General features: G+C 71.3%; 11 protein-coding genes. 10 read left to right on the forward strand and 1 reads right to left on the reverse strand.

Annotation, left to right across the window (positions count from 1 at the left end; all coding sequences use genetic code 11):
• The first annotated feature begins 28 nt into the window (after positions 1-28).
• Genes OG746_RS10390 through OG746_RS10405 form a run of 4 tightly spaced genes read left to right on the forward strand, consistent with a single transcriptional unit; the run spans position 29 to position 3992 of the window.
• On the forward strand, positions 29-952 hold the full coding sequence (locus OG746_RS10390) for an ABC transporter permease (protein WP_266713724.1): 924 nt from the start codon (positions 29-31) through the stop codon (positions 950-952).
• Positions 945-1868 (forward strand): ABC transporter permease, encoded by a 924-nt coding sequence (locus tag OG746_RS10395; protein WP_266713726.1) that lies wholly within the window; start codon positions 945-947, stop codon positions 1866-1868. Before OG746_RS10390 ends, OG746_RS10395 begins: the two co-directional genes overlap by 8 nt.
• Positions 1869-1873: 5 nt before the next feature.
• Positions 1874-2860 (forward strand): ABC transporter ATP-binding protein, encoded by a 987-nt coding sequence (locus OG746_RS10400; RefSeq protein ID WP_266713728.1) that lies wholly within the window; start codon positions 1874-1876, stop codon positions 2858-2860.
• Entirely contained in the window at positions 2844-3992 is a 1149-nt protein-coding gene (locus OG746_RS10405; RefSeq protein WP_266713730.1) for an ABC transporter ATP-binding protein, read from the forward strand. The genes OG746_RS10400 and OG746_RS10405 overlap by 17 nt, the downstream gene beginning before the upstream one ends.
• A 157-nt stretch (positions 3993-4149) precedes the next feature.
• Here the strand turns inward: OG746_RS10405 and OG746_RS10410 are convergent, their stop codons facing one another.
• Positions 4150-6261: a S9 family peptidase gene (locus OG746_RS10410; RefSeq protein WP_266713732.1), complete on the reverse strand. Its 2112-nt coding sequence runs from the start codon at positions 6259-6261 to the stop codon at positions 4150-4152.
• A 351-nt stretch (positions 6262-6612) separates the two neighbouring features.
• Between OG746_RS10410 and OG746_RS10415 the strand changes: the two genes are divergently transcribed.
• From OG746_RS10415 to OG746_RS10440, 6 genes are all read left to right on the forward strand, one after another.
• Positions 6613-6807, forward strand: coding sequence for a hypothetical protein (locus OG746_RS10415; RefSeq protein WP_266713734.1), 195 nt, complete (start codon positions 6613-6615; stop codon positions 6805-6807).
• A gap of 54 nt (positions 6808-6861) precedes the next feature.
• The gene (mshB, locus tag OG746_RS10420; protein ID WP_266713736.1) at positions 6862-7764 is read left to right on the forward strand and encodes an N-acetyl-1-D-myo-inositol-2-amino-2-deoxy-alpha-D-glucopyranoside deacetylase; all 903 of its coding nucleotides are present in this window, start codon (positions 6862-6864) and stop codon (positions 7762-7764) included.
• Positions 7761-8261, forward strand: coding sequence for a DUF6113 family protein (locus OG746_RS10425; RefSeq protein WP_266713738.1), 501 nt, complete (start codon positions 7761-7763; stop codon positions 8259-8261). The genes mshB and OG746_RS10425 overlap by 4 nt, the downstream gene beginning before the upstream one ends.
• A gap of 153 nt (positions 8262-8414) precedes the next feature.
• On the forward strand, positions 8415-10520 hold the full coding sequence (locus OG746_RS10430; protein ID WP_266713740.1) for a hypothetical protein: 2106 nt from the start codon (positions 8415-8417) through the stop codon (positions 10518-10520).
• 106 nt (positions 10521-10626) lie between these two features.
• Positions 10627-11535 (forward strand): ABC transporter ATP-binding protein, encoded by a 909-nt coding sequence (locus OG746_RS10435; protein ID WP_266713742.1) that lies wholly within the window; start codon positions 10627-10629, stop codon positions 11533-11535.
• Entirely contained in the window at positions 11532-12272 is a 741-nt protein-coding gene (locus tag OG746_RS10440; RefSeq protein WP_266713744.1) for an ABC transporter permease, read from the forward strand. Before OG746_RS10435 ends, OG746_RS10440 begins: the two co-directional genes overlap by 4 nt.
• Positions 12273-12328 lie beyond the last annotated feature (56 nt).

Consider the following 12328-nt stretch of genomic DNA (forward strand, 5'->3'; position numbering starts at 1 on the left):
GCAGATCCGTGGACCCGAGGGAGGTGCCGTGGGGCGCTATGTGATCCGTCGGCTGCTGCAGATGATCCCGGTGTTCATCGGCACCACGCTGCTGATCTTCCTCATGGTCAACGTCATGGGCGACCCGACCGCGGCGCTCTGCGGCGACAAGGCCTGCGACCCGGCCACCCAGGCGGCGCTGCGCGAGCAGTTCAACCTCGACAAGCCGCTGGTGCAGCAGTACCTGATCTACCTCGGCAACATCTTCCAGGGCGACTTCGGCACCGCCTTCAACGGGGACTCCGTCGCCGACCTGATGCTGCGCGCCTACCCCGTGACCATCAAGCTGACGTTCGTGGCGATCGTCTTCGAGATCGTCATCGGCATCGGCCTCGGCGTCATCACGGGCCTGCGCCGCGGCAAGCCCATCGACACGGGCGTCCTCGTCCTGACCCTGGTCGTGATCTCCGTGCCGACGTTCGTGACCGGGCTCGTCGCCCAGCTCCTGTTCGGCATGCAGTGGGGGATCGTCAAGCCCTCGGTGGCGTACGAGGCTCCGCTGGCCGAGCTGATCCTGCCGGGCCTCGTCCTCGCCTCGGTGTCGCTGGCGTACGTCACCCGCCTGACCCGCACGTCCGTCGCCGAGAACGCCCGCTCCGACTACGTCCGCACCGCCGTCGCCAAGGGCCTGCCCCGGCGCCGCATCATCTGGCGGCACCTGCTGCGCAACTCGCTGATCCCGGTGGTCACCTTCATCGGTACGGACATCGGCGCGCTGATGGGCGGGGCGATCGTGACCGAGCGGATCTTCAACATCCGCGGCGTCGGCTACCAGCTCTACCAGGGCATCCTGCACCAGTCCTCGCCGACCGTGGTCGGCTTCGTGACCGTCCTGGTGATCGTCTTCCTGCTCGCCAACCTCATCGTCGACCTGCTCTACGCCGTCCTTGACCCGAGGATCCGCTATGCCTGAGCCCGTCACCCCGGTCACCGTCGAGGCCCAGCTCACGCCCAACGCGCCCGAGGGCGGCGGCGCCGAGGGGCCCGCGCGCTCACTGTGGTCGGACGCCTGGCGCTCGCTGCGCCGCAACCCCGTCTTCATCGTCTCGGCGCTGATCATCCTGTTCCTGGTGATCGTCGCGATCTGGCCGCAGCTCCTCGCGAGTGGCGACCCCAACGACTGCGACCTCGCCCACGGCCAGGACACCGCCACCTCGGGGCACCCCTTCGGCTACGACGCGCAGGGCTGCGACGTCTATACGCGCACGGTCCACGGGGCCCGGGCCTCGATCACCGTCGGCGTGTGCGCCACGGCGGGCGTCGCGCTGCTCGGCGGGATCCTGGGCGCGCTCGCCGGCTTCTTCGGACGGTGGGCGGACGCCCTGCTGTCCCGCGTCGCCGACGTCTTCTTCGGCATCCCGGTCATCCTCGGCGGCCTCGTCCTGCTGTCGGTCGTGACGTCGACGACGGTGTGGCCGGTGGTCGGATTCATCGTGCTGCTCGGCTGGCCGCAGATCTCCCGCATCGCGCGCGGCTCCGTCATCACGGTCAAGGAGAACGACTACGTGCACGCCGCGCGCACGCTCGGCGCCTCCAACTCCCGCATCCTGCTGCGCCACATCCTGCCGAACGCCATCGCCCCGGTGATCGTCGTCGCGACCATCGCGCTTGGCACGTACATCGCCCTTGAGGCGACGCTCTCGTTCCTCGGCGTCGGCCTCAAGCCACCGGCGGTCTCCTGGGGCATCGACATCTCCAACGCCGCCCCGTACATCCGCAACGCCCCGCACATGCTGCTGTACCCGGCGGGAGCGCTGGCCCTCACGGTGCTCGCGTTCATCATGCTCGGCGACGCGGTGCGCGACGCCCTCGACCCCAAGCTGAGGTAGCGCCCATGCCCTTGCTCGAAGTACGCGATCTGCACGTCGAGTTCCGTACGCGCGACGGAGTCGCCAAGGCGGTCAACGGCGTCAACTACACCGTCGACGAGGGCGAGACGCTCGCCGTGCTCGGGGAGTCCGGCTCCGGCAAGTCCGTCACCGCGCAGGCCGTCATGGGCATCCTCGACATGCCGCCGGGCCGGATCGCCGGCGGCGAGATCCTCTTCAAGGGCAAGGATCTGCTGAACCTCAAAGCAGAGGAGCGGCGGAAGATCCGTGGCGCCGAGATGGCGATGATCTTCCAGGACGCGCTCTCCTCGCTGAACCCCGTGCTCACGGTGGGGGAGCAGCTCGGCGAGATGTTCATCGTCCACAAGGGGATGTCGAAGAAGGACGCGCGGGCCAGGGCCGTCGAGCTGATGGACCGGGTGCGCATCCCGGCGGCGAAGGAGCGGGTGAGCCAGTACCCGCACCAGTTCTCCGGCGGCATGCGACAACGCATCATGATCGCGATGGCGCTCGCCCTCGAACCCTCCCTGATCATCGCGGACGAGCCGACGACCGCCCTCGACGTCACCGTGCAGGCCCAGGTCATGGACCTCCTCGCCGAGTTGCAGCGCGAGCTCAACATGGGGCTCATCCTCATCACCCACGACCTCGGTGTCGTCGCCGACGTCGCCGACAAGATCGCCGTGATGTACGCGGGCCGGATCGTCGAGCAGGCGCCGGTGCACGAGATCTACAAGGCGCCCGCCCACCCATACACCAAGGGCCTCCTCGAGTCGATCCCGCGCCTCGACCAGAAGGGCCAGGAGCTCTTCGCCATCAAGGGGCTCCCGCCGAACCTGATGAACATCCCGCCCGGCTGCGCCTTCAACCCCCGCTGCCCGATGGCCCGGGACGTGTGCCGCACGGACGTACCGCCGCTCGCCCGGGTCTCCGAAGAACGCCGCAGCGCCTGCCACTTCTGGAAGGAGACCCTCGATGCCGCAACACGGTAAGCACGTGAGCAAGGACGACCTGAAGCGCGAGGGCCGGATCGCCGAGCACCTCCTCCACAAGGCGCAGGCCGAGAACGACTACGCGGAGAACGGCTCGGTCTCGGGGCACGAACCCCTCCTCCAGGTGCGCGGCCTGACCAAGCACTACCCGCTCACCCGGGGCGTCCTCGTCCAGAAGCAGGTCGGCTCGGTGAAAGCCGTCGACGGGGTGGACTTCGACCTCGGGCAGGGCGAGACGCTCGGCATCGTCGGCGAATCCGGCTGCGGCAAGTCCACGGTCGCGAAGATGCTGGTGAACCTGGAACGGCCGACCGCCGGCGTCATCACGTACAAGGGCGAGGACATCACCACGCTGTCCGGCCGCGCCCTGAAGGCGGTCCGCCGCAACATCCAGATGGTCTTCCAGGACCCGTACACCTCGCTCAACCCCCGGATGACGGTCGGCGACATCATCGGGGAGCCGTACGAGATCCATCCCGAGGTGGCACCGAAGGGCGACCGCAGGAAGAAGGTCCAGGACCTCCTCGACGTCGTCGGGCTCAACCCGGAGTACATCAACCGGTACCCGCACCAGTTCTCGGGCGGCCAGCGTCAGCGCATCGGCATCGCGCGCGGTCTGGCGCTGCGACCCGAGATCATCGTCGCGGACGAGCCGGTGTCCGCGCTCGACGTGTCGGTCCAGGCGCAGGTCATCAACCTGATGGACCGGCTCCAGAACGAGTTCGACCTGAGCTACGTCTTCATCGCGCACGACCTGTCGATCGTCCGGCACATCTCCGACCGGGTGGGCGTGATGTACCTCGGCCGCATCGTCGAGATCGGTTCGGACGCCGAGATCTACGACCACCCGACGCACCCCTATACGCAGGCGCTGCTCTCCGCGGTGCCGGTGCCCGACCCGGAGGCGCGCGAGGGCCGGGAGCGGATCATCATCTCCGGTGACGTGCCCTCGCCGGCCAACCCGCCGTCCGGCTGCCGGTTCCGTACGCGCTGCTGGAAGGCGCAGCAGAAGTGCACGGACGAGGTGCCGCTGCTCGCCGTGCCGGAGGTCTTCCGGGGCGGCGACACCCCGGCGAGCCACCCGTCGGCCTGCCACTTCGCCGAAGAGAAGCAGGTCGTGCCGACGGAGTAGTCGTGCCGACGGAACAGCTGCCTGACGGGTCTTTACACGCAGGCAATCCGGTCGACGCGGTGCCGATATGTGACCGGGCCAGAGTGTCTGTTGTACGGCCGTGCGGGTGCCGTGAGCCGGGCCGGAGCGCATTGCGCTCCGGCCCGGTTGCCGTGCGCTACAGCCCCAACGACCGCTTCAGGAAGTCGACCTGGAGCAGCAGCAGATTCTCGGCGACCTGCTCCTGGGGCGTCATGTGGGTCACGCCGGACAGCGGGAGCACCTCGTGCGGGCGGCCGTCCGCGAGCAGCGCGGAGGACAGCCGCAGGGCGTGCGCCACGACCACGTTGTCGTCCGCGAGCCCGTGCACGATGAGCATCGGACGGTGCTGCTCGGCGGCCTCCGTGAGCCCGTCGTCGGTCACCAGGGAGCTCTTCGCGTACGTCTCCGGGGAGGTGGCCGGGTCGCCCAGGTAGCGCTCCGTGTAGTGCGTGTCGTACAGCCGCCAGTCCGTGACCGGGGCGCCCGCGATGCCCGCGTGGAAGACGTCGGGGCGGCGCAGCACGGCGAGCGCCGCCAGGTAGCCGCCGTAACTCCAGCCGCGCATCGCGACCTTGGAGAGGTCGAGCGGGAACCGGTCTGCCAGCGCGTGCAGCGCAGTGACCTGGTCGTCGAGGGTGAGCGTGAAGTCGCCGTGGATCGACTTCTCGCGGCCCGGCGAGACACCGGGCGTGCCCCGGCCGTCCGCGACGATCACCGCGAAGCCCTGGTCGGCGAACCACTGCGAGGTCAGATGCGGGTTGTGGGCGGCCACGACGCGCTGCCCGTGCGGGCCGCCGTACGGATCCATGAGGACCGGCAGCGGACCGTCCCCCTCCTCGTAAGAGGAGGGCAGGAGAACGGCGCACGGGATGCCCGCGGCCTCCGTGAGTGTCACGCGCGGGGTGAGCAGCGGGCGGTCGGCGTGCGAGGTGATGTCGGTGACGTGCTTCCCCTCGCGCTCCACGCGCGCCCGTGCGCCGGGTGAGTCCGGTGTCGACGAGACGAGGACGGTGACGGCGCCGTCCCCGGAGCGGACCGCGGAGTGCGCGCCGGGCTCCGCGGAGACGCGCTGCATCCCCAGCTCGTTGACCCGGTAGACGTGCACCTCGCCGGTCTCGGGCGACTCGGCGTCGACCCCGGCGGATGCGGAGACGAGCACGTCGTTCTCGCCCACGTCGAGCACCGCGCGGACGTGCAGCTGGGGCCCGGTCAGCGGTCGCTCGCCCACCGCGAGGACCCGCGCGCCGCCCTCGTCGGCGATCCGCACGAGCTGTCCGCTCGGCGACCAGCACGGCACACCGGGCAGCAGCTCGAGCCACGCGTCGTCCTCGTCGGCGTGCACCATCCGCGTCGAGCCGTCGTCCGTGTTCACCGCGAGGTAGAGCGCGCTGCGCTGGTCGCGGGCCTGGACCAGGAGCAGCGGGGCGCCGTCCGCCGACCAGTGCACACGGGCCAGGTACGGGTACGCCTTGCGGTCCCAGGTCACCTCGGTGCGGTTGCCTTCGAGGTCGTACGCGAAGAGGCGCACGTCGGCGTTGGGCGTCCCGGCGCGGGGGTAGGCGACGCGGGCCGGCTCCCGGTCCGGGTGCGCGGGGTCGGCGATCCACCAGCGCCGTACGTCCGCGTCGTCGGCGCGGGCCACGAGCAGGCGGTCCGAATCGGGCGACCACCAGTGGCCGCGGTACCGGGACATCTCCTCGGCCGCGGCGAACTCCGCGAGCCCGTACGTCACGGTCCCCGACTCCGGCTCCGCGAGCGCCCGGTCGTCCTCGCCCTCCGCGCCGACGACGCGCAGCGCGCCCCGGGCGACGTACGCGATGTGCCGCCCGTCGGGGGACGGTCGCGGGTCCAACACCGGCCCCGGCACGCGCAGTTCCCGCGCGGTGCCGACCCGCAGCTCGGCCGTGAACAGGCGCCCCGACAGGGCGAACGCGGCCAACTCGGCGGTGGCGTCCGTCGCGTAGCCCACGATGCCCGCGCCACCCTCGCGGCTGCGCTCGCGCCGGGCCCGCTCCTCGGCCGACAGGTTCTCCGCCGCCCCGCCGAGCAGGGCCACAGGGTCGGCGACCACCCGTTCCTGACCACTCACCACGTCAAGCACCCACAGCGCGTTCGCCCGATCGGTACCCGAGGAGGAACGCAGAAAGGCGACGCGCTCGCCGTCCGGCGCCACGGTGAAGGCGCGCGGCGCCCCCAACGTGAAGCGCTGAGTACGCGCGTGCTGACGGGGGAAGGTCTCGATGGTCATCCAGGCAGCCTAGGGCCCTCCTGGCGGATCCGGCTGGGTTCGGGTGGCCGTGAAGATTCGGTGCTGACAAGCGGGGTCTGGTGCGTGCAGCTGCAAGGCGGAGGAGGGCGTCAACGCGGAGCGTTGGCAACCGACGACAACGCCGCAGATGTGCGCACCAGGGCCCGCGACTCCAGCAGGATCCGCCAGGAGGGCCCTGGGGAGAGATGACGTCCGCGCGCCCCCGTGCGCTCCCGGTCGCATCGGGTGCTCCCCGATCGCGACTCGTGCGCGGGTACGGATAGTTATGATCGTTAGCACTGTGTGGGTACGAGTCCGTCGGCGACCGGATCACTTTGGAGGAGGACCGCTGTGGCACTCTCGATCTCGGCCGTGGTGCTGTTCGCGATCATTGTCTTCATCCTGATCAAGAAGTCGGGATTGAAAGCGGGGCACGCGGTGGTGTGTGTGCTCCTGGGTTTCTACCTGGCGAGTTCGTCCATCGCTCCGACGATCAGCGAGCTGACGACGAACGTGGCGGACATGGTCGGCGGCATCAAGTTCTAAGGGGCGGCGGCATCAAGTTCCAGCCGTGTCGGTGGGGCGTTCTAGGCTGTGGGCATGACGGAAATGCCAGGTAGGCGCCTGCTCCTCGTGCATGCGCACCCCGACGACGAGTCGATCAACAATGGCGCCACCATGGCCAAGTACGCCGCCGAAGGCGCCCAGGTCACGCTGGTGACCTGCACCCTCGGCGAAGAGGGCGAGGTCATTCCGGACGAACTGGCGCATCTCGCACCGGACCGGGAGGACATTCTCGGCCCGCACCGGATCGGCGAGTTGGCCGCCGCCATGAAGGAGCTCGGCGTCACCGACCACCGCTTCCTCGGCGGCCCCGGCCGGTTCCGCGACTCCGGAATGATGGGCGCCCCGCAGAACGAGCGGGAGGGCGCCTTCTGGTCCACGGATCTCGACGAGGCCGCGGCCCACCTCGTCGCCGTGATCCGCGAGACCCGCCCGCAGGTCCTGATCACGTACGACCCCGACGGGGGCTACGGGCACCCCGACCACATCCAGGCCCACCGCGTCGCGATGCGCGCCGCGGAGCTCGCCGCCGAGACCGCCTTCCGGCGCGACCTCGGGGAGCCGCACGCGATCGCGAAGGTCTACTGGAACCGCGTGCCGCGCTCGGTCGTCGAGGAGCGGTTCCGGTGGCTCACGGACGTGCTCGACGCCACACCCTTCGACGTCGCCGCCGTGGTGGACGACGTGCCCGGAGTCGTCGACGACGAGCGGATCACCGCGGCGATCGACGGCCGGCCGTACGCGGAGCGGAAGGCGGCCGCGATGCGCGCGCACGCCACCCAGGTCGACGTGCCGGAGGCGGGCGCCGTCTTCGCGCTGTCCAACGGGCTCGCGCAGCCGCTGTTCGACATCGAGTACTACGAGTTGGTGCGGGGCGAGCCCGGATCGCCGTACGAGAAGGACCTGTTCGAGGGTCTTGAGGAAGTGACCGAACGATGAGCGGCGACAAGAGCGGGCGGGCCGCGGCGTCCAGCGGCAAGGCGGCTCCCGGCAAGGCGGCTCCCCGCGGGGCGACTCCCGGCGGGGCGGCGGCGCAGAGCGTCGACCTGCCCTTCGGCTTCGGCGGGTTCGGACCCGGACGGACGGCCGCCCTGCTTGTCCTTTTCGTCCTCGGCGCGGTCGTCGCGGTCGGCGGGGCGCTCGTCCAAGGGGGCTGGTTCCCGGGCGGGTTGCTGCTCGCGCTCGTCGCGGCGGCCGGCCTGTTCCTCGGAGGGGCGCGCCTCGCGGGAGGTCGCGCGGGGGCGGTCGCGCCCGCGGCCGGCTGGGTGCTTGCGGTGATCCTGCTCACCGCGAGCCGCCCCGAGGGCGACTTTTTGTTCGGCGCAGGACTCGGCTCGTACCTCTTCCTCCTCGGAGGGATGGCAGTCGCTGTGATGTGCGCCACCTTCTGGCTGCCCGGGCAACCACCCGCGCCCGCCGCCCGACTTGGGAAGTGACGTAGCACTTTGGGTCGTCGTGCGGCGCGTGCCGTTCCGGATTCGTCATCCGTCGCACAGTGACTTCCGGCGGCGGCCAGTATGGTGGTGCGCGCCGCCGAGCAGCCCGCGAGAGGTCGAGACGGGCGGCGGAGCCAACCGGGAGAACCTGCCTTGAGTCGTGAAACTGACAGTTCGTCCTCCGGGCCCCAGGGGCGCGGCGCTGCCGCCTACCCGTCGGGAACGCCTCCGTACGGATCGCCCGCGCAGGGCACGGCGTCAGGTGACGCCGGTCCGACGCCGCCGGGCGACCAGGGCGCCCCGGAGTCACCCAAGACCGAGACGACGCTGACGACCCGGATCCGGATCAACATCCCCGGCTCCCGGCCGATCCCGCCGGTCGTCATGCGGACGCCGATGAGCGATGTCGACGCCAATCCGGAGAGCGGCGCCGGCAAGAGAGCCGACACAGGCCCCGCGGCCCCCGCGGCCCCCGCGCCGGACGCGACGCAGGGCGGCCGCCCCGCGGCGCCCGCCTCGTACGGCGGCCCGGCGGACACGGGCTCCGCGCCCGCCGCCCCCGAGGCCTCCGCGCCCGCCGCTCCCGCGCCGCAGCGCGAGGAGAAGACGAGCGACTGGTTCGCGCCGCGCAAGCCGCGCGGCGGTGCGGGCGGCCCGGCGACCGGCGCGGTCCCGACGGTCGGCACGGGTGGCCCGGGTGCCCCCACGCCGCCCGCCCCGGGCTCCAACGGCGGCGGCCCGTCCGGCACTTCGGGCGGCCCGATGGGCGGGCCCACCGGCGGCCCCTCGGGCGGTCCGTCCGGCGGTTCCTCGGGCGGTTCCTCCGGCGGGTTCGACGTGTCCGGCGCCGTGGCGGCAGGCCCGCTCGGCGCAGGCGGCGCCCCCGGCCCCCGCGACGACCTGCCGTACTTCGCCGCCCACCAGGACCCGGGCGCGCCCGACCGTGGCGACGGGCCCACCGGACCCTCGGGCCCCACCTCGGGCCCGACCCCGGGCGACGGCCCGATGGTGCCGCCCGGCGCCCCCAACCCGCCGGTCCCCGGCACCGGTCAGTCGCCGCCGCGGATGAGCGACGACACCGCGATCCTCACGCCGCAGAAGCCTGCCCCGGAGCCGCCCGGGGGTGGCAACACCTCCAGTGGCAACGTCTCGGGTGACACGCTCACCAGCGGCATGCGGGTCGTCCCCTCGGCCGGTGGCGGCCCCAAGACCCCCGGCGCCTCCGACCCGTTCCAGCAGGGCCCCGACGGCCCCGCGGTGCACACCCCGCCGAAGCTGCCCGACCCGGTGCCCTCCACCCCCGCGCCCAAGAAGAAGGGCCGCAACAAGCTGGTGCTGCTCGGCGCGGGCGTCGTCGGCCTGGCCGGAGTCGCGTACGGCGCGGGCCTGTTGATGAACCACTCCGACGTCCCGAAGGGCACCACCGTCGCGGGCGTCGACATCGGCGGCGGCACTCGCGACGAGGCGACCACCAAGCTGGAGAACGCCCTCGGCAAGCGCACGGAACAGGCGCTGAAGCTTCAGGTCGGCGGCAAGACCGTGGCGATGCAGCCGGCCCAGGCGGGCCTCTCCTTCGACACCGCGTCGACCGTGGCCGCGGCCGCGGGCAGCGACTACAACCCGGTCTCGGTGATCGGCTCGCTGTTCGGCAACGAGCGGGTCGTGGCCCCGGTCATGCCCGTCGACGAGGAGAAGCTCGCCGCGTCCCTGCAGCGGGCCGCCGGCGGCGCCGCGGCCTCCGGCGAGGGCACGATCAAGTTCGCGCCGGGCAAGGCCGTCCCCGTCTACGGCAAGACCGGCAAGGGGCTCGACCTCGCCCAGTCGGCCGCCGCGGTCAAGGACGCGTACAACGCGCAGATCGAGACCGGCGCGTCCGGAGCGGTCCCGCTGGCGACGTCGACGCAGAAGCCGACGATCTCGGACGCCGAGGTCGACCGGAAGATGCAGCAGTTCGCCGAGCCCGCGATGTCCGGACTGATCACGGTCAAGGCGGGCGGCGCCTCCATCCAGTTCGGCCCCGACAAGTCGCTGCCGAAGATCCTGAGCGTGCAGCCGGTCAACGGGAAGCTGGTCGAGAAGTACAACCTCCCGGAGCTCAAGAAGCTGTACGGCACGACCTTCGACGGCGTCCTCGTCACCCGCGGCACCGGCAAGAAGACGCCGGTCCAGCCCACGGACGTGGCCGCAGCCATCGGCAAGGCGCTGCTCGGCAAGACCTCCGCCGAGCGCACCGCGGAGATCCAGACGAACGCCTCGTAGCTCCGCCCGCGCACCCGCGTCACGAGTCCCGCATGACATCCGTCATGCGGGACTCACGCTTTGCGACACTGCCGCGCACCCCCGCCCACCGGCGACGCTTACTGCCATGACGACACACGCAGCGGTCACCTTCAGCGGGGTGACGAAGACGTACGGCACCGTACGGGCGGTCGACGGCCTGGGCCTCGAACTGCACGCGGGCGAGACGGTCGCTCTGCTCGGCCCGAACGGCGCGGGCAAGTCCACCACCCTCGACCTGCTCCTCGGCCTGCGCCCCGCCGACACCGGCGAGGTCCGGGTCTTCGGCACGAGCCCCCGCGAGGCGATCACGGCGGGCCGGGTCGGCGCCATGCTGCAGAGCGGCGGCCTGATGGACGAGGTGACCGTGCGCGAACTCGTCCGGCTCGGCTGCGCCCTGCACCCGAAGCCGTACCCGGCCGACGAGGTCCTGGCCCGCGCGGGACTCACGCAGATCGCCGACCGCAAGGTCAACAAGCTCTCGGGTGGCCAGGAGCAGCGCGTCCGCTTCGCCCTCGCCACGGCCGGCGACAGCGACCTCATCGTCCTCGACGAGCCGACGACCGGCATGGACGTGAGCGCCCGGCAGGCGTTCTGGGCGACCATGCGCGAGCAGGCGGACCAGGGCCGCACGGTGCTGTTCGCCACCCACTACCTGGAGGAGGCGGACGCGATCGCCGACCGCGTTCTCGTGCTGCACCGCGGCCGACTCCTCGCCGACGGCACGGCCGCCGAGATCAAGGCGAAGGCCGGCGCCCGCAGGGTCTCTTTCGACCTGGAGGGCGAGATCGACGAGGCCGCGATCAAGGGTCTGCCGTTCCTCACCGGAGTGGCCGTCAGCGGACAGACCGTCCGCATCCAGTCCACTGACGCCGACGCGACCGTGCACGCGCTGTACGGGCTCGGCGTCTACCCGCGCAATCTCGAAGTCGCCGGACTCGGCCTGGAACAGGCCTTCGTGGCGATCACCGAGGCCGAGGAGGCCAAGTCGCTGTGAACAGTCTGATCAAGCTCGAACTCACCCGGGCCTTCCGCAACCGGAAGTTCCTGTTCTTCTCGGTGATCTACCCGTCCGTGCTGTTCCTGCTGATCGCGGGCCAGGCCGACACCACCACCATGGTCGACGGCACGGGCCTGAGCCTCCCCGCGTTCATGATGGTCTCGATGGCCTCCTTCGGCGCGCTCACCGCCGTCCTCATGGGCAACAGCGAGCGCATCGCGAAGGAGCGGGAGAACGGCTGGGTACGGCAGTTGAGGCTCACCACGCTGCCCGGACGCGGCTATGTCCTCGCCAAGACCGCGAGCGCCGCCGTCGTCTCGCTCCCGTCCATCGTGATCGTCTTCGTCGTGGCCGCGGCCTTCAAGGACGTACGCCTCGACGCCTGGCAGTGGCTCGCGCTCACCGGCTCGATCTGGGCCGGCAGCCTCGTCTTCGCCGCGCTCGGCGTGGCCATCGGCTATCTCGCCTCCGGCGACGCCGTCCGGCCGATCACGATGATCACGTACTTCGGCCTGTCGATCCTGGGCGGCCTGTGGATCCCGATGAGCGGATTCCCGCAATGGCTGCAGAACATCGCGGAATGGCTGCCCACGCACGCGTACGCTGCCCTCGGCCAGGCCATCGAGCTGGGTGGCGCCCCCGACGCCAAGGACGTCGCGCTGCTTGTCGCGTACTTCCTGATCTTCGCGGGCGGCGCGGCCTGGCTGTACCGGAAGGACACGTTGAAGGCGTGAGCGAGCCAGGGGAGTGGGCGGAGGCCGGCCGGGCGCCGGAGAACCGCCGCGAGTTG

It is taken from the genome of Streptomyces sp. NBC_01016 (assembly GCF_026341035.1).
In the GTDB taxonomy this organism is placed as follows: Bacteria; Actinomycetota; Actinomycetes; order Streptomycetales; family Streptomycetaceae; genus Streptomyces.

Coding starts and splice junctions, on each gene's coding strand:
- OG746_RS10395 (WP_266713726.1), top strand. CDS start 945: ATGCCTGAGCCCGTCACCCCGGTCACCGTCGAGGCCCAGCTCACGCCC.
- OG746_RS10400 (WP_266713728.1), top strand. CDS start 1,874: ATGCCCTTGCTCGAAGTACGCGATCTGCACGTCGAGTTCCGTACGCGC.
- OG746_RS10405 (WP_266713730.1), top strand. CDS start 2,844: ATGCCGCAACACGGTAAGCACGTGAGCAAGGACGACCTGAAGCGCGAG.
- OG746_RS10410 (WP_266713732.1), bottom strand. CDS start 6,261: ATGACCATCGAGACCTTCCCCCGTCAGCACGCGCGTACTCAGCGCTTC.
- mshB (WP_266713736.1), top strand. CDS start 6,862: ATGACGGAAATGCCAGGTAGGCGCCTGCTCCTCGTGCATGCGCACCCC.
- OG746_RS10425 (WP_266713738.1), top strand. CDS start 7,761: ATGAGCGGCGACAAGAGCGGGCGGGCCGCGGCGTCCAGCGGCAAGGCG.
- OG746_RS10435 (WP_266713742.1), top strand. CDS start 10,627: ATGACGACACACGCAGCGGTCACCTTCAGCGGGGTGACGAAGACGTAC.